The 16,027-nt window shown below is 62.5% G+C and carries 17 protein-coding genes; 6 read left to right on the forward strand and 11 right to left on the reverse strand.

The genetic code is table 11. The features are described from left to right. Positions 1-88: 88 nt before the first annotated feature. From istB to cydP, 11 genes are all read right to left on the reverse strand, one after another. Positions 89-919, reverse strand: a complete 831-nt coding sequence (gene istB / locus AC3WW4_RS16190) for an IS21-like element helper ATPase IstB (RefSeq protein WP_488827110.1) — start codon at positions 917-919, stop codon at positions 89-91. Next, positions 909-2,441 carry an IS21-like element ISPa65 family transposase gene (gene istA, locus AC3WW4_RS16195; RefSeq protein ID WP_086558084.1) on the reverse strand — a complete coding sequence of 511 codons (1,533 nt, stop codon included), beginning with the start codon at positions 2,439-2,441 and terminating at the stop codon, positions 909-911. Before istA ends, istB begins: the two co-directional genes overlap by 11 nt. 338 nt (positions 2,442-2,779) lie before the next feature. Further along, positions 2,780-3,589 (reverse strand): alpha/beta hydrolase family protein, encoded by an 810-nt coding sequence (locus AC3WW4_RS16200; RefSeq protein WP_488829469.1) that lies wholly within the window; start codon positions 3,587-3,589, stop codon positions 2,780-2,782. Between the two features lie 71 nt (positions 3,590-3,660). Beyond that, positions 3,661-4,383, reverse strand: coding sequence for a class I SAM-dependent methyltransferase (locus AC3WW4_RS16205; RefSeq protein ID WP_488829470.1), 723 nt, complete (start codon positions 4,381-4,383; stop codon positions 3,661-3,663). Between the two features lie 22 nt (positions 4,384-4,405). Next, entirely contained in the window at positions 4,406-5,236 is an 831-nt protein-coding gene (locus AC3WW4_RS16210) for a prolipoprotein diacylglyceryl transferase family protein (protein WP_488829471.1), read from the reverse strand. A gap of 356 nt (positions 5,237-5,592) precedes the next feature. After that, positions 5,593-6,738, reverse strand: coding sequence for an NAD(P)/FAD-dependent oxidoreductase (locus AC3WW4_RS16215; protein WP_488829472.1), 1,146 nt, complete (start codon positions 6,736-6,738; stop codon positions 5,593-5,595). A gap of 10 nt (positions 6,739-6,748) precedes the next feature. After that, on the reverse strand, positions 6,749-7,039 hold the full coding sequence (locus AC3WW4_RS16220; RefSeq protein WP_488829473.1) for a cyd operon YbgE family protein: 291 nt from the start codon (positions 7,037-7,039) through the stop codon (positions 6,749-6,751). Between the two features lies 1 nt (position 7,040). Further along, positions 7,041-7,148: a cytochrome bd-I oxidase subunit CydX gene (cydX, locus tag AC3WW4_RS16225; RefSeq protein ID WP_320362444.1), complete on the reverse strand. Its 108-nt coding sequence runs from the start codon at positions 7,146-7,148 to the stop codon at positions 7,041-7,043. A gap of 35 nt (positions 7,149-7,183) precedes the next feature. Next, a complete protein-coding gene (cydB, locus tag AC3WW4_RS16230; protein WP_488829474.1) occupies positions 7,184-8,320 on the reverse strand; it encodes a cytochrome d ubiquinol oxidase subunit II in 1,137 nt (378 codons plus the stop codon). A gap of 19 nt (positions 8,321-8,339) precedes the next feature. Then, positions 8,340-9,908, reverse strand: coding sequence for a cytochrome ubiquinol oxidase subunit I (locus tag AC3WW4_RS16235; protein WP_488829475.1), 1,569 nt, complete (start codon positions 9,906-9,908; stop codon positions 8,340-8,342). Beyond that, complete coding sequence (gene cydP / locus AC3WW4_RS16240; RefSeq protein ID WP_488829476.1) at positions 9,905-10,081, reverse strand: cytochrome oxidase putative small subunit CydP; 177 nt, start codon at positions 10,079-10,081, stop codon at positions 9,905-9,907. Before cydP ends, AC3WW4_RS16235 begins: the two co-directional genes overlap by 4 nt. Positions 10,082-10,250: 169 nt before the next feature. Between cydP and AC3WW4_RS16245 the strand changes: the two genes are divergently transcribed. The 6 genes from AC3WW4_RS16245 (at position 10,251) to AC3WW4_RS16270 (ending at position 16,015) form a co-directional block, all read left to right on the forward strand. Further along, positions 10,251-11,597 (forward strand): sigma-54 interaction domain-containing protein, encoded by a 1,347-nt coding sequence (locus AC3WW4_RS16245; RefSeq protein ID WP_488829477.1) that lies wholly within the window; start codon positions 10,251-10,253, stop codon positions 11,595-11,597. A 167-nt stretch (positions 11,598-11,764) separates the two neighbouring features. Beyond that, on the forward strand, positions 11,765-12,367 hold the full coding sequence (locus AC3WW4_RS16250; RefSeq protein ID WP_488829478.1) for a TetR/AcrR family transcriptional regulator: 603 nt from the start codon (positions 11,765-11,767) through the stop codon (positions 12,365-12,367). Next, a complete protein-coding gene (locus tag AC3WW4_RS16255; protein ID WP_488829479.1) occupies positions 12,364-13,515 on the forward strand; it encodes an efflux RND transporter periplasmic adaptor subunit in 1,152 nt (383 codons plus the stop codon). The genes AC3WW4_RS16250 and AC3WW4_RS16255 overlap by 4 nt, the downstream gene beginning before the upstream one ends. Further along, positions 13,512-14,714: an ABC transporter permease gene (locus AC3WW4_RS16260; protein ID WP_488829480.1), complete on the forward strand. Its 1,203-nt coding sequence runs from the start codon at positions 13,512-13,514 to the stop codon at positions 14,712-14,714. Before AC3WW4_RS16255 ends, AC3WW4_RS16260 begins: the two co-directional genes overlap by 4 nt. Positions 14,715-14,716: 2 nt before the next feature. After that, entirely contained in the window at positions 14,717-15,427 is a 711-nt protein-coding gene (locus tag AC3WW4_RS16265) for an ABC transporter ATP-binding protein (RefSeq protein WP_488829481.1), read from the forward strand. Positions 15,428-15,595: 168 nt separating this feature from the next. After that, positions 15,596-16,015: a hypothetical protein gene (locus tag AC3WW4_RS16270; protein ID WP_488829482.1), complete on the forward strand. Its 420-nt coding sequence runs from the start codon at positions 15,596-15,598 to the stop codon at positions 16,013-16,015. Positions 16,016-16,027: the final 12 nt, after the last annotated feature.

The following is a 16,027-nucleotide window of genomic DNA, read 5'->3' on the forward strand; positions in this document are numbered from 1 at the left end:
GCAGAGTTTTGAACGCGCGCACTACCTGCAGCCTTGTTGTTGAATCACGAGCAAAACTGAGCCAGGCGTCACGTCCAAAACTGAGCCACTAGGTTGACGAAGAAATGGACTGCTCGGATGTGGATAAGTCTACTGTCTGGTCTGCTCCTTTGGGTGTTTTGATGCGGTTGGACTTGCTGGCGGCCGGTTGTGCCGTCGAGTGCCTGAATCGCCAGCTCTGATTGCCGGTCTCGACGATGTGGCAGTGATGGGTGAGCCGGTCCAGTAGCGCCGTGGTCATCTTGGCGTCGCCAAACACGCTGGCCCACTCCGAGAACGACAGGTTGGTGGTGACGACCACGCTGGTGCGCTCATAGAGCTTGGACAGCAGGTGGAACAGCAAGGCGCCACCGGCCTGACTGAAGGGTAGATAGCCCATCTCGTCGAGGATGACGAGATCGACGTACATGAGCCGATGCGCCAGTTGCCCGGCCTTGCCCAGTGCTTTCTCGGACTCCAGCATGTTGACCAGCTCCACTGTGGAGAAGAAGCGCACCCGCTTGCCATGTGCACGGATGGCGTGAATGCCAAGGCTGGTGGCCAGGTGAGTCTTGCCGGTACCCGGTCCACCCACGAACACCACGTTGTGGGCTGAGTCGATGAACTTGAGCTCGTGGAGCTGGCGCACCAGCGCCTCATCCACCTGGGCCTGCTCGAAGGCAAAGCCAGCCAGGTCGCGGTGATGGGGAAATCGGGCAGCGCGCATCTGATAGGCCATGGAGCGCACTTCCCGGTGCGCTCCCTCGGCCTTGATGAGCTGATGCAGCAAGGCTTCATGGTCGAGCGACTTGAGCCGCGCGATACCCAGCAGTTCAGGCCAGGCACTGGCCATACCGTGCAGGCTCAAGCCCTTGAGGCCAGCGGCGATGTCATTGGACATGGTCACCCTCCTGGATCTGGCGCAGGCGGTCATAGCGCGACACATCGGCCTGAGGCGGCTCCTGCAACGTCAGTGAAGTCAAGGCGGCTTCGGGCAAGCTGTGCACAGCTTCGGGTTCCTTGAGCCTGGCCAGTACGTTGAGCACATGGTCGGCGCTCACGCGGCCGGATTGCAGCGCCAACTCGACGGCAACGAGCACGTCATCGAGCCCGTGCAAGGTAATCGCCATGAGCACCTGGGCCATCACGCGGTCGCCGCCAGGGTGGCGCAGCAGGTGCGCCTGAAGATGTTGCAGGGGCTCGGGCATGGTCTTGAAGGGCGCGCCGTTGCGCAAGGCCCCGGGCTTGCGTTCGAGCAGGCTGATGTAATGGCGCCAGTCGTACAAGGTCTGCCCACGCTCAAAACTGCGTGGCAGGCTCACTGGCGGCTCGGGCGCATCGGTGCTGGGGCCGACCACCACCAAGCGGTCAGGATAGGCGCGCAGGCTCACCGTTGCGTGCGCCCACTCGCAAGGCACGCTGTAGCGGTTGCGCTGATAGTGGATCAGCGAGGTGGCCGTTACCCGTGCCACCTGCTCGACATAGCCATCGAATGGCGCAGGGTTGGGCATCAGGTGCGTCTGCTCTTGCTGCCAGACGTCGGCAATGGTCAGCTCGGGCCACTCGGGGTGCGGCAGTTCATGCCAGGCGTCCAGGCAGGCCTGGTGCAGCCACGCATTGAGGCTCTCCAGGTCAGGCCAGCGGCGTTCGGCCGCCTCCAGCCAGATGCCGCGACGGCGATCCTGCACGTTCTTCTCGACAATGCCCTTCTCCCAGCCGGCGGCGCGGTTGCAGAACTCAGGCTCGAACAGGTAGTGGCCCGTCATGGCCTCGAAGCGGGCGTTGACCGTGCGGCTCTTGCCCTGGCCAACCTTGTCGACAGCGGTCTTCATGTTGTCGTAGATGCCCCGGCGGGGCACGCCACCGAAGGCAGCAAAGGCCCGCGCGTGGGCATCAAACAGCATCTCGTGGGCCTGGCTGAAGTAGGCGGTGAGCATGAAGGCGCGGCTGGCCGCCAGCTTGGTGTGCGCGGCCTCCAGGCGTTTGCGCATGCCGCCCACGAACAGGTACTCGCAGCTCCAGTCGAACTGGAAGGCCTCGCCCATCTCGAAACTCATGGGCACGAAGGCCATGCGCGTGGGCGCATCGGACTGCGCCTGCTGCCAGCGCTTGGCGAACTCATAGACCGGGCCTCGGCTGCCCGGATAGCCCATGGCCCGCAATGCCCGGAACATGGCCTTGATGCCACGGCGCTCGCGCTTGTTGCGGTGGCTGTCGGCCTTCAGCCAGGTGGACAGCTGTTCCTTGTAAGGATCTAGAACGCTCGGGATGGCCGCCCGCTTGGGATAACGGGGTTCGACCATCTCATCGGCTTCAAGCCACTTGGTGGCCGTGTTGCGGGAGATGCCAAGCCTGCGGCTGGCTTCGCGCACGCTCAGGTGGTCACGGTGGACCATGCGGCGCAATTTGCTCAATGTGCTCACGTTGATCACTCCTGTCCCCCGCTGCTGCAAAAAGCAGCAGGGTAGGTGGATAACGTGGCTCAAAATTGGACGTGACGGAGACCCTTCAGTGGCTCAGTTTTGCTCGTGATTCAACACACAGGAAGACTGGCGTTCAATGACCGCAAGACTTCATAGTGCAGCACTGTGGTGCCAATCACGAGGAGCAAACAGGTGACAAAGACGAGCAGCATATCGGGTTCTAGCGCGTAAATTTGGTTAACAGCCCCTGGGGTGCGGAGTCGATCAAAAGGGGAAATGAAGATGTCGAAAACAGGCCATACGTTGGAGTCTGAATTGAATCCCAGGTGAGGCTGGTGCTATGGGTGGGGACCACAACTTTCGCGCGGAGTCAGCTTCAGTGAAGCGCACAAAAAATCCGTCATGCGCTTTATGTGAGCTGGACCAAGGCTCTCGGTCAGGTCATGTCCGCCCGGTACGGCCAGACAGGCGGACGCCCCTGCGCCGCTGGCTTTAGCCAGGCGCAAGGCGTCAGTGAAGGGGACGGTTTCGTCATCCTGACCATGCACAAAGAGGGTCGGGCACGAGACCGCACCCGCACTACGCAGCGGGGCGATGTCGTCGAAGCGGGCACCGATCACCTCCTGCACATGGGACAGGATCCAGCGACCCGGCCAGCGTGTGGGAATACGCATCTGCGCCAGCCAACGTTGCATGACCTCCGCCGGATGAGCGAAGGCGCTCAGACTGATGACCGCGCGCACATCGGGCTGGCGCGTGGCCGACAGCAAGACCGCGCCCGCGCCCACCGAATGGCCGATCAAGGCCAGGCGGGAGGCGTCAACTTCCGGCTGCTGACGTAACCAGGCTAGGCCGGTATCTACGTCTTGCGCAAAGCGTGGCAAGGATTGAAAGTCCACGGCGCTGCTTAGACCATGGCCGCGAGCATCAAGCACAAGGAGGGCCAGCCCGGCTTCGTGCAACCAAGGCGCTGCTGGCAACATCAATCCAGCATGTGCACCCCACCCGTGGATCAACACTGCTCCCGGCGCGAGCAGGCTGTGCCTCGCAGGCGGAGCAATAAACCAGCCGAATAGCTTGCTACCGCCTTCACCTTCGATCCAGACCGGACGAATCTGCTGTCCTGGCAGTGCCAGCCCCTCGGGCATCACAGGGTGTGTCAGGCGCTGCGCCCGCAACCCCCACAGCAAGGCACGGTGGGCCAGAGCCTTGACCAGATTCAAGACGTTTTCCCCGGATGCTCTACACGACGAAGTAAGCGCACATGCATGGGACGCGTGAAGTCGGCGCCTTCGGGGCCGCAGTACGGCGCGAATGCCGTGGCCACACGCTGAATTAGGTCGTCGGTTAGAGCATGATCGGCAAAAGTTGGCCGCATCATTCGCTGCTCGAACTCGTTGAAATCGGCATAGTGCACCGGCATGTCAAACCAGCGCTCGTCCACCTGCTGCCATGGACCGTGAGCCAAAGCCCGGTCCACCGCAGCCTGTGCGGCGGCGCGCACCTCGCCCTCGTCATTGAAGATGCGTACGATCTCATTGAGGGGGCCGTCGTACACGGGCTCAGACACATACAGGAGTCCTCCGGGGCACAGCACGCGCGCGACCTCAGTCAAGGCCTGATCCAGCAGGCGCAAAGGCACATGGTGCAAAGACTTCAGCATCAGTGCCAGATCAAAAGACGCGTCAGCGAAAGGCACCGCTTGCGCGCCGGCGGCCACAAAGCTAAGTCGCTCTTGCTGCACTGCCAGGTTCTTAGCGTGTTGTCGTTCGTCCACCTCCAGGCCCGTTACATGACTGGTGGGATAGGTGTCCAGTAACTGGCGGGCGAGACGGGCATTGCCACAACCCAACTCAATGATGCGCAGACCTTCCAGCGGCACCAGGTCGCTCAGGACTTGCAGTTCGTCGTGGATCAAGGGTGAGGCGGCAGAGGCAGGCATGGCTGACATGGGTACAACAGGTTCAAGGGGCTTCGCGCAGAGCACGCAGGCGGGCTTTCAAGGCAGGTTCACTCAGCCCTCCAAAATGAAGATCGACAATCCGACCATCGGCGTTGACGAATAATGTCGCTGGCAGCCCAGCCACCCCGACCGCGGCCCCCAATGCCGATGACGGGTCCAGCCAGACGCCCTGCAAGGACAGTTTGGCACTTTGCAGGTAGGTACGCACGTCTTGCACCGACTCCCCCTGGTTGACGAACATGAATCGCACGTCAGTTTCGGTGCTTTGCAGCGCAGAAAAGATCGGCATTTCCTGACGGCATGGTCCGCACCATGAGGCCCAGAGATTGATGACCCGCAACTGCGCTCGCCCCAGCGACTGCAAGGACTGCGCTGAGCCATCTGCCTCGCTGTGAACGGTCACTTCGGGAAGGAAGGGCTGTGCGGACTCTGAGCTCACAGCCCAGGTGATCCCACCCCACACCACCGTACCGGCAACGGCCCCCACCCCGATGGCTTGTCGCCAACCGGGGTTGCGCCATGCCTTCCAGAACAGCCATACCAGCCCTGCAGCCCAACCGCTCCAAGCATGCCAGCCGCCGTCGCGCACATCGAGGATGGCAATGGGCCTGGCCAGATACAAGTCGGCATGCAGGCCTACGTATACCAGACGCGCGCACAGTAAGCCCCACCAAGCGGCATGGATGAGTTCGTCGCCTGGGCGCTCACCCGAAGGCGCATTCTGGCGATAACGAGCCCATCGACCTGCCGCCCAGGCGCCCAGCCACACGCCACAGATCAAAACCAAAGGGGCCACCGGCAATGCCAGAGGCCCTACGGAGAGAGAATTCAAGTTCGTCTCGCTTGGAAAATAGGCCCAGGAAAAGTCAAGGCTTAGTGCGCCTGAAGAGGCGTCAGGCTACATCAAAGCCACGAACACCGCGCACCCCTACAGACAGGACTCGCAAGGGTAGCCCCAATTAAATCGCGGAGAAGGACCAAGGCGGCGGGCAAGCCCAGCGGACTGTGAATGGCTGAGTAATCAGCGTAAAAGTCAATGCGTGCCACCTTACCGGCCTTCAACGAATTGAAAATCAGCGCTTTGTCTTTCGTGGGACACAGCCGCAAATTTGCCACCGCGGCTGAGAGGTAGTTCATGCAGGCTCACACCATCTTAGGATCGGATGGTCAAGCGCACGGGGATACCTCTCAGCGGTACTGCTGGAGGTAGCGGTTTTCAAAGGCGCGCTTGGCCCAGTGGAACAGGCGAGACGAAGGCAACATGATGTTGCGAGTGGGTGTGCGGTAGATCAGGGTACCGTGGTCCACGGCATCGACGATGCATATCAACTCCACCTTGAACGTGACGGATGATGGGTTCCCTGCCAGGTCGGCCAGCAAGTTGACGGCGGCGGCGCGTGCCTGTAGGTCGGCCATATGAGCCTGCTTTGGCATCCAGTCAGGTCCGGGGAAGCTGCCCGAGTCGCCCACCACGTACACACCTGGCCAGCCCGCAATGCGGCAATGAGCGTCAGCCTGCACCATGCCGCCTGGAGAACGCGGCAGATCGGTGGCATCGAACCAGGCATTGCCCGTCATGCCAGGCATGAACAGGATCAGGTCGGCGCGGAACTCGCCGCCTTCAGTGACCACCTTGTCAGCTTCGAAGCGAACCATCTTGTGCCCGAGGTGGGTGATGATGCTACGGCGCGCCATGTCACTCAGCAGATGCCTGACTGCCTTGGGGCCCAGACGGGCCCCTGGCTCGGTCGATGGATTGAAAAAGGTCAGATCGAAGCGGTCGCGCCGACCCTCCCTGCGCAGTTGCTCGTCGATGCCGAACAGGAACTCGAACATCGGACCACCGCGTACCGCTGTGGGCTCATTGGCGTTACCGGCAAATCCGATGGCGATATGGCCGCCTTGCAAGGCCTTGAGTCGGTCGCGGATCTGCTCGGCCGCAGCGATGCCCTCGCAGGGGGTGATGACGTGCTCAATGCCAGGCAGCTTCTTGATGAAGCGCCCACCCGTGGCAATCACCAAGGCATCGTTGCGCACCGGGCCAGCGGTGGTAAGCACCACTCGTCCTTGCTCGGTCAGTCCCTCCACCTCGGCCTGGATGAACTGGACGTTCATGCGTTGGAAAAAATTGTGCAAGGGCACCACCAGATCTTCGCGGCGGCGCAGGCCACAGGGAATCCAGATGATGCCGGGCAGGTAGTGCAACTCGGCTCTCGGCGCAATCACCGTGATGCGCACATCGCGGTCGTGTTTGCGCACTTCACGCACGGTGGAGAGCGCGGCAAAGCCTGCCCCTAGCACCACCAGATGCTGAGTAGAGGTTTGAGCGGACATGATGAACCTTTCAGTGCATCGATTTGAAATATGCGGCGGCCAACAGGCCCAGCATGCACGACCAGCCTGAAAACAGCCAACGCCACAACCAATACTTCGGCACGAAGCCCACGCCCCGTATGAAGCCAGCGCTCATGGCCCAGAACAGCGCCATGGCAAGGCTGTGATCCGCCTTGCCGGCAGAATCGGCCATCAGCGGCGGGTACAAGGTACCGACAACCATGATCAGCACGGCCACCAACAGTGAAGGCCAGTGCAGACCAGGGCGAGGCGACGGTGCTTCGGTGATTGGCGCGCTCATTTCAGCGCTCACCCTTAGCACGGGCTTCCTCGTTTTCGCCCCACATCGCGTTGAGGATGGCCAACAGCACGGCAAAGCCCACCCCCAGAATCCAAGCGAAATACCACATGACTGTCTCCTCAAGTATCGAAGTTGGCGCTCAGGTCAGTAAGCGGCATGGTCGTTCTCACGGATGTAGGCCTCGGTGACTTTGCCGCGCATCACGCGGTATGCCCAGCTCGTGTACATGACGATGAGCGGCATGAAGATGACGGTGGCCCAGAACATGATCCCCAGCGTCAGGTGGCTGGACACGCTGTCCCACACCGTCAGGCTGGCGTTGGGCATGCTGCTCGACGGCATCACGAAGGGGAACATGCTGGCACCCGCCGTGCCAATCACGCCCACGATGGCCAAGGCCGAAGACACGAAGGCCGTCAAGGTATGGCGCGCGCGCAGCAGCATGGCCGCACCCACCGCGCCCACCACCCCCAGCGCTGGCAAGATCCACAGCAGCGGCTGGGCCGCGTAGTTGCTCATCCAGGCACCAGCTTCACGCACCACGGTCTTGCTCATGGGGTCGGGCAAGGCAGACGGGTTGATGACCGAGGCGATGCGATAGCCATTGATACCCTGCAGCCAGATGCCCGCCCCGACAAAGCCCAGCACCATGACCACAGCGGCCCAGGTCGCCCCTTTGATAGCGCGGGCCTGGACACGGCCTTCCGTGCGGTGGGCCAGGTAGGCGCCCCCGTGCATCGTGATCATGGCACTGCTGACCACCCCGGCCAGCAAGGCGAAGGGGTTGAGCAGTTGCCAGAAGCTGCCGGTGTAGGTCGAAATCAGGTACTCGTCAAAGCCGAAGGGCACACCTTGCAGCAAGTTGCCGAAGGCCACGCCAAAGATGACGGGAGGCACGAAGCCGCCCACGAACAGGCCCCAGTCCCACACGCTGCGCCAGGTGGCGTTGTGGATCTTGCTGCGGTAGTCAAAGCCCACCGGGCGGAAGAACAAGGCCCACAGCACGGCCAGCATGGCCCAGTAAAAACCACTGAATGCCGTGGCGTACACCAGCGGCCAGGCCGCGAAGATGGCCCCGCCGCCCGTGATGAACCAGACCTGGTTGCCGTCCCAATGCGGGCCGACGGTGTTGATCACCACACGGCGCTCGACGTCGTTCTGACCCACGAAGGGCAAGAGCGTGCCGACGCCCATGTCATGGCCGTCCATGATGGCGAAGCCGATGAGCAGCACGCCCACCAGCAGCCACCAGATGATCTTGAGGGTTGGGTAATCCAACATGGTGTGACTCCGAATCTGCTCAGGCGTGAGCGGTGTGGTGCGTGGCTTCGCGGTCGTAGCGACCTGTGCCCAGGCTGCCCGGCCCCATGCGAGCGAACTTGACCATCAGGTACATCTCCACGATCAGCAGCACGGTGTAGAAGCCGATGAAGCCCGCCAGCGAGCCGTACAGGCTCTCCACACTCAAGGTGGACACGCTGAGGTGCGTGGGCAGCACGCCATAGATCGTCCAGGGCTGGCGCCCGTACTCGGCCACGAACCAGCCCACTTCACAGGCGATCCAGGGCGCGGGCAGCATCCACAACGCCGTGCGCAGCAACCAGGGGCGCTTTGTGAAAGTGCCCTTCACCGAGGTCCAGAAGGTCAAGGCGAACAGGGCCAGCATCGCGAAGCCCAGGCCCACCATCACGCGGAAAGACCAGAACATCGGCGTGACACGGGGCACGGTGTTGTCCACCGCCTTATCTATCATCTCGTTGGTGACCAGGCGCATGTTGTTCGTGTACTTCTTCAGCAGCAGGCCAAAACCCAGGTCGGCCTTGTACTGCTCGAACACCTGCTTGGCCCCCTCGTCGTTGCGGTCCTTGCGGATGGCCTCCAGAGCTTTGACGGCTTCGATGCCACGGATCACCCGGTCACGGTTCTTGGCCTTGATCTCGTGGATGCCGGGGATTTCCTTGTCGAGCGAGCGTGTGCCAATGAGGCCCATGACGTAGGGAATCTCGACTTCCCAGTCGTTCTTTTGCTCGGCTTCATTGATACCGGCGATCAGCTTGAGGCCGGCTGGCGCCGGTTCGGTTTCCCACATGGCTTCGAGGGCGGCCATCTTGGTCTGCTGCGCCTCGCCCACCGTGTAGCCCGACTCGTCACCCAGCACGATCACGCTCAGCACCGAAGCCAGGCCGAAGGCCGAAGCCACGCGGAACGAGCGCTTGGCAAACTCCACGTCACGACCCTTGAGCAGGTACCACGACGAGATCGACAGCACGAACATCGCGCCCGTCACATAGCCGGCCGAGACGGTGTGGACGAACTTGGCCTGGGCATCCGGGTTGAACACCACCGCCCAGAAGTCGACCATCTCCATGCGCATCGTTTGATAGCTGAACTCGGCACCCACGGGGTTTTGCATCCAGCCATTGGCAATCAAGATCCACAAGGCCGACAGGTTGGTGCCGACGGCCATCAGCGTGGTCACCAGCAAGTGCTGCGTCTTGCTCAAGCGGTCCCAACCAAAGAAGAACAGGCCGATGAAGGTGGACTCCAAGAAGAAGGCCATCAGCCCCTCAATGGCCAGCGGGGCGCCAAAGATGTCGCCGACGTAGTGGGAGTAGTAGGCCCAGTTGGTGCCGAACTGAAACTCCAGCGTGATGCCGGTGGTCACGCCCAGGGCGAAGTTGATACCGAAGAGCTTGCCCCAGAAGCGGGTCATGTCCTTCCAGATGACCTTGCCTGTCATCACATACACACTTTCCATGATGACCAGCAACCAGACCATGCCGAGGGTCAACGGCACGAACAGGAAGTGGTACATCGCTGTGGCGGCAAACTGCAGCCGCGACAGGTCAACCAGTTGTTCGGATATCACTTGGAGGCTCCTTGAGATGAGACGACACCGCCCAGGTGTTGGCCTATGCGGTCGGTGTCCACCGGAACGCGGGCGTCACGGATGAACAGCCACCACAGCGCCGTCAGCACGACGAGCTTGATCATCACGGCAGTGATCAAGTGGCGCAGGAGACGACGATCGGCAGATGTCATACCCTTACCTGTATACATGAACCGTGCCATGCAAAGTTTGCTCATGAGCATGAGGCAAATCAAGGACTTGGAGATACCCCTCTGATACTGGACTGACACCATGACTGCCAACATGGCAGAATTGACTGCCAACTTGGCAGGCTTTTTTCACATGCAAGGAGCGACCACCATGTCCGAAGACCTGCCCGCACTCATGTCCTATCTGGATGGATTGCCGGAGCCCCACATCGTGTTCGACATGGATTACCGCATCGTGTCGGCGAATGCGGCGTACCTGCGCGAGTACGCGCCAGGGCAGGACGTGCGGGGACAGACGTGCTACGAGGTGTCTCATCGCTTTCAGGCGCCGTGTGACCAAGCCGGTGAAAGCTGCCCCCGCGCGCGTGCGCTGGCATCGGGGCAACGCGAACGTGTACTGCACTTGCACCATACGCCATGCGGAGAGGCCTATGTCAATATCGAACTGGCTCCTTTGAAGGACCGACGCGGCCGCATCCGTTACTTCATCGAGAAGATGGAGTCACTGGCCCTCCAGCATGGCACCCCGGTGGAACAAGGCATGGTGGGGCGTGCGCCCGCATTTCGGTCCACCCTGGAGATGGGGCTGCGGGTGGCGCCATCGTCTGCGAGCGTGCTGCTGCTGGGCGAGTCAGGTACAGGCAAAGAACTGATGGCCAAGGCCATCCACGAATCCAGCCCACGCGCCAGTGCGCCGTTCGTGGTGGTGGAATGTGCCAGCCTCACCGAAACCCTGTTTGAAAGCGAACTGTTCGGCCACGAGAAAGGCGCGTTCACCGGGGCCACATCGACCCGTGTGGGCCTGGCCGAATCGGCCAATGGGGGCACCCTGTTCCTCGACGAGGTAGGCGACATCCCCATGAGCATGCAGGTGAAGTTGCTGCGCTTGCTGGAAACCGGCACCTTCCGCCACGTCGGGAGCAGCGAATTGAGACGAACCGATGTGCGCGTGATCGCGGCCACCCACCGTCCCCTGCAAGAGATGATCGGCCAACAGCAGTTCCGCGAAGACCTTTACTACCGCCTGAGCACCTTCCCCATCCGGCTGCCACCTTTGCGCGAACGACGGGAGGACATCCCTTTACTGGCCGAAACGCTGCTGGCCCGCGTGACCCCTTTGCGCCGACTGAGTATTTCTGCCGCCGGGCAGCATCGGCTGATGAGTCACCCCTTCAGCGGCAACATCCGCGAGTTGCGCAATGTGATGGAGCGTGCCGCGTTGTTCTGCGATGGCGACGTGATTGAGCTCTCACACATTGAACAAGCCTTGACTGCTGATGCGTGGGGGCCGGGCGCAGACTCTCCATCGGCTAGCGCGACCACAACACTGTCCTCAGACCATCGGCGGACCATGACCGATGCGTCCTTGTTGCAAGCGGCTCAAGCCCATCGGCTCAGCCGCGCCGAGTTGGCCGCGAGTTTGGGGGTCAGTGAGCGCACGCTGTATCGAAGACTTCAGGATCTGAAGATGACGCAGAAGCCAGACGAGTCGCGTTGATGCGTCAGCGGATCACAACGAGTTGGCGAGGCTCGATTGCGGCGCACAAGCGTCAGGTGATCTTCGGCTCATGAAGATCGCCATTGAGCGACCTGCCAGGCCAAAGGAATCCACTTGACGAGCCAAGATTGCAAGCCGTAGGATAGTAATAATTTACTATCTTAATCATGAGCGCCAAGCACCTGCCCGCAGACGAACGCCGCGCCGCCACGGTGGAGGCGGTGATGCAACTGGCTGCGCAGCACAACCCCAGCGACATCACCACCACCCGCATCGCCCAGCAGATGGGCGTGACGCAGGGGGCGCTGTTCAAGCATTTCCCCACCAAGGAAGCCATCCTGGAGGCCGTGATGAGCTGGGTGGCCGAGCGCCTGCTGGCACGCATCGACCAAGCGACGCAAGGCTGCGCTTCGCCGCTGGCCGCGCTGGAGGCCATGTTCATGGCCCACATCGGCTTCGTGGCCGAACACCCCGGTGTGCCACGCATGCTGTTCGGCGAGTTGCAGCACCAGGGCGACACCCTGCCCAAGAAGATGGTGCAAACGCTGATTCGACAGTACCGTGGACGGCTGCAGCAGGTGCTGGAACAAGGCCAGGCGATGGGCGATCTCGATGCTCACTTGGATGTCGATGCCGCGGCCGTGCTCTTCATTGGTTCCATTCAAGGCCTGGTCATGCAGTCGCTCATTGCCGGTGATGTGACGCGCTTGCGAGCCGACGCCCCGGGCGTCTGGGCCATTTACCGTCGCGGCATCGGAGGCGCACCATGACCTTTCCCCGTTTTCAACGCCGCACCCTCGCGGTCATCGCCGTGGTGCTGCCCTTGTTGCTGGTGTTCGGGTACGTCGCCCTGCGCTCTGGCCCCTTGGCCCCGGTGGCGGTCACCGTGACCGCGGTCGAGAACCTTTCGATCACGCCCGCCTTGTCGGGCATCGGCACCGTGCAGGCACGCTTCACCCACAAGATTGGCCCCACGGCAGCGGGCCGCCTGCTGCGACTCGACGTGCATGTGGGGGACGTGGTGCGCGCCGGCCAGGTGCTGGGTGAGATGGACGCCGTGGACCTGAACGACCGCATCACCGCGCAACAAGCCGCCATCCAGAGTGCCCACGCCGCGCTGAGGCAGGCCGAGGCCAAGCGGGCCTTTGCGCAAACACAGGCCCAGCGCTACGAACAACTGCTGCCCGCACGCGCCGCGACCGAGGAGTACGTGGCCACCAAACAGCAGGACCTGCTGCTGGCCCAGAGTGCGCTGGCTGCCACCCGCGAAGACCTCCGCCGTTTGCAGGCCGAGCTGCAGGCCCTGCAGGCCCAGCTTGACAACCTGCGGCTCATTTCGCCTGCGGCCGGCATCGTCGCTGCGCGCCAGGCGGACCCGGGCTCCACCGTGGTGGCAGGGCAGCCGGTGATCGAGGTATTCGATCCGGCCAGCGTGTGGGTCGATGTGCGTTTCGATCAGATCAGCGCGGAAGGACTTGCGCCCGGATTGCCTGCTCAGGTGACGCTGCGCTCTCGCCGCAGCCAAGCCATCGCGGGGCGCGTGCTTCGCATCGAGCCCCGTGCCGATGCGGTCACCGAAGAAACCTTGGCCAAGGTGGTCTTTGCCAACGTGCCGTCGTCGCTTCCCCCGCTGGGGGAGCTGGCGGAGATCACCGTGCAGTTGCCGGCGCAGCCCTCAGGACCGGTCATTGCCAATGCCTCCATCCGCACGGTCGACGGCCGTCGCGGTGTGTGGAAGCTGGTGGGCGACGATCTCACCTTCACCCCCGTCACCCTGGGTCGTTCCGATCTCGATGGCCGCGTGCAGGTCACCCAGGGCCTGACCTCGGGTGACCGCGTGGTGCTCTATAGCGAGAAGGCGCTGACGGCACGCAGCCGCATCCACATCGTCGAGCGACTGCACGGAGTGGCGCCATGATCAGCCTGGCCGGGCGCGACATTCTGCATGCCTGGGGCAAGTTCGTCTTCACCGGCATCGGGCTGGGCCTACTGATTGCAGTGACCTTGACCATGGCCGGGGTCTATCGCGGCATGGTCGATGACGGCAAGGTGCTGCTCGACAACAGCGGCGCCGACCTGTGGGTGGTTCAGCAAGACACACTGGGCCCGTATGCCGAATCGTCGAGCATCCCCGACGACCTGTGGCGCAGCATCCGCACCATGCCCGGTGTGGCGCAGGCCGCCAACGTCACCTATCTGACGATGCAGGTCGGCAAGGGCGATCAGGACGTGCGCGCGATGGTGGCGGGCATCATGGCCGGTGAGCCAGGCACGCCAGGCTGGCCACCTCAGCTCATTGCCGGGCGTCAGATCACCCGAAGCCACTACGAGGCCGTCGCCGATGTGGCCTCGGGCGCCCAACTGGGCGATGTGCTCAAGATCCGCCGCAACCAGTACACGGTGGTGGGCCTGACCCGACGCATGGTGTCATCGAGCGGTGACCCGATGGTCTTCATCCCCCTGAAGGACGCACAGGAAGCGCAGTTCCTCAAGGACAACGATGCCATCCTGATGCAACGCCGCCGCACCGAGGCCAACCCTGCGTTCAACCGACCGAACGTACCCGGTTTGCTTGATGCCGTGATCGAATCACAGACCCGCAACAGCGCGGTCAACGCCGTGCTGGTGCGCATCCAACCCGGCGCCTCGCCCGACGAAGTGGCCGAGCCCATCCGTCGCTGGAAGCGCTTCACCGTGCATGTGCGCTCGCAGATGGAAGGCATCTTGGTGGGCAAGATGATTGCCACGTCTGCCAAACAGATCGCCATGTTCCTGGTGATCCTGTCCATGGTCAGTGCGGCCATCGTCGCCTTCATCATCTACACGCTGACGATGGACAAGATCCGCGAGATCGCGGTGCTCAAGCTCATTGGCACACGCAACCGCACGATCGCCAGCATGATCCTTCAGCAGGCCTTGGTGCTGGGTGTGATCGGCTTCGTGGTGGGCAAGATCGCCGCCACCTTTGCGGCCCCGATGTTCCCCAAGTACGTGCTGCTGGTGCCCGGTGACTCGATCATTGGCTTTTTCGTCGTGCTGGGCATCTGCATGGTGTCGAGTCTGGTGTCCATCCGCATGGCACTGCGCGTGGACCCCGCCGAAGCGATCGGAGGCTGAACATGGCAGGCAAAGGCATCCACATCGAAGGGCTGAGCAAGCGCTACGGTGAAGGCGATACCGCTGTGCTGGCCCTGAAAGAGGTGACCATGCACGTCGAACCCGGCGAGGTGGTGGGCCTGATTGGCCCCTCGGGCTCGGGCAAGAGCACCTTGCTCAAATGCCTGGGCGCCGTGATTGACCCAACCTCCGGACGCATGCAACTGGGCGACGAGGTGATCTTCGACAACGGCTGGAAAGTGCCCGACCTGCGTGCCTTGCGCCGCGACAAGATCGGCTTTGTGTTCCAGGCGCCTTACCTGATCCCTTTTCTGGATGTGACCGACAACGTGGCCCTGCTGCCCATGCTGGCCGGCATGCCCAATGACCAGGCACGGCAGCGCGCACTGGAGTTGCTGACTGCGCTGGATGTGCACCACCGCGCCAAAGCCATGCCCTCGCAGCTGTCAGGCGGCGAGCAGCAGCGCGTGGCCATTGCGCGGGGCCTGGTCAACCGGCCGCCGGTGATCCTGGCCGACGAACCCACCGCCCCCCTGGATTCCGTGCGAGCGATGTCGGTGGTGCGCATCCTGCACGACATGGCGCAGCGTTTCGAGACCGCCGTCATCGTGGTCACGCACGACGAGAAGATCATCCCGACTTTCAAGCGGATTTATCACATCCGTGATGGAGTCACCCACAAAGAGGCGGGTGAAGGACGGGCGCTGCGCTGAGGATGGCTTGACGCCCGATGGGGACGGGGGTATTTTCCGGACAGATGTGGATGTGGCGCACAGCCCATGCCGAACGAGCGACGACCGTTCTTCGAGTTGCCCCTGCAGTCCCCAAGGCACTTGGCTGGGCACCGCGACCTTGTTGTTTCTTTGACCAAGGAGCGAAGCATGAAAGCCGTTCGAATGATCGTTTTGGCATCCTTCATCGGATTGCCAATGGGTGCCGCTGTGGCTCAGCACGGCGGTGGCAAGGGACCCGGTGCAGGTCCAGGTATGGGGCCGGGTCCGGTTCCGATGGGCGCCGGCCCGGTCGCCAGTGCGCCCGGCATGGGTATGGGGATGGGCATGGGGCCCGGCAGTGGTCACGGCGCTGCGCGCTGGGGTTCGGACTACACCCCAGGCTGGGCGCTCATGACGGAACAGGAGCGCAACGAACACCGCGAGCGCATGCGTGCGATGAAGACGTACGAAGAGTGCAAGACCTACCAGGAACAGCACCACGAACAGATGGCCGCACGCGCGAAAGAGCGCGGCGGTAAGGCGCTGCCGCAGCCACGGCGTGACGCCTGCAGTGGCTTGAAGAAGTAGTCCGTCAACCCA

The sequence above is a fragment of the Aquabacterium sp. TM01 genome, from assembly GCF_057808345.1.

Coding starts and splice junctions, on each gene's coding strand:
- istB (WP_488827110.1), bottom strand. CDS start 919: ATGTCCAATGACATCGCCGCTGGCCTCAAGGGCTTGAGCCTGCACGGT.
- AC3WW4_RS16200 (WP_488829469.1), bottom strand. CDS start 3,589: ATGCCCGAGGGGCTGGCACTGCCAGGACAGCAGATTCGTCCGGTCTGG.
- AC3WW4_RS16205 (WP_488829470.1), bottom strand. CDS start 4,383: ATGCCTGCCTCTGCCGCCTCACCCTTGATCCACGACGAACTGCAAGTC.
- AC3WW4_RS16215 (WP_488829472.1), bottom strand. CDS start 6,738: ATGTCCGCTCAAACCTCTACTCAGCATCTGGTGGTGCTAGGGGCAGGC.
- AC3WW4_RS16220 (WP_488829473.1), bottom strand. CDS start 7,039: ATGAGCGCGCCAATCACCGAAGCACCGTCGCCTCGCCCTGGTCTGCAC.
- cydX (WP_320362444.1), bottom strand. CDS start 7,148: ATGTGGTATTTCGCTTGGATTCTGGGGGTGGGCTTTGCCGTGCTGTTG.
- cydB (WP_488829474.1), bottom strand. CDS start 8,320: ATGTTGGATTACCCAACCCTCAAGATCATCTGGTGGCTGCTGGTGGGC.
- cydP (WP_488829476.1), bottom strand. CDS start 10,081: ATGACATCTGCCGATCGTCGTCTCCTGCGCCACTTGATCACTGCCGTG.
- AC3WW4_RS16245 (WP_488829477.1), top strand. CDS start 10,251: ATGTCCGAAGACCTGCCCGCACTCATGTCCTATCTGGATGGATTGCCG.
- AC3WW4_RS16250 (WP_488829478.1), top strand. CDS start 11,765: ATGAGCGCCAAGCACCTGCCCGCAGACGAACGCCGCGCCGCCACGGTG.
- AC3WW4_RS16255 (WP_488829479.1), top strand. CDS start 12,364: ATGACCTTTCCCCGTTTTCAACGCCGCACCCTCGCGGTCATCGCCGTG.
- AC3WW4_RS16260 (WP_488829480.1), top strand. CDS start 13,512: ATGATCAGCCTGGCCGGGCGCGACATTCTGCATGCCTGGGGCAAGTTC.
- AC3WW4_RS16265 (WP_488829481.1), top strand. CDS start 14,717: ATGGCAGGCAAAGGCATCCACATCGAAGGGCTGAGCAAGCGCTACGGT.
- AC3WW4_RS16270 (WP_488829482.1), top strand. CDS start 15,596: ATGAAAGCCGTTCGAATGATCGTTTTGGCATCCTTCATCGGATTGCCA.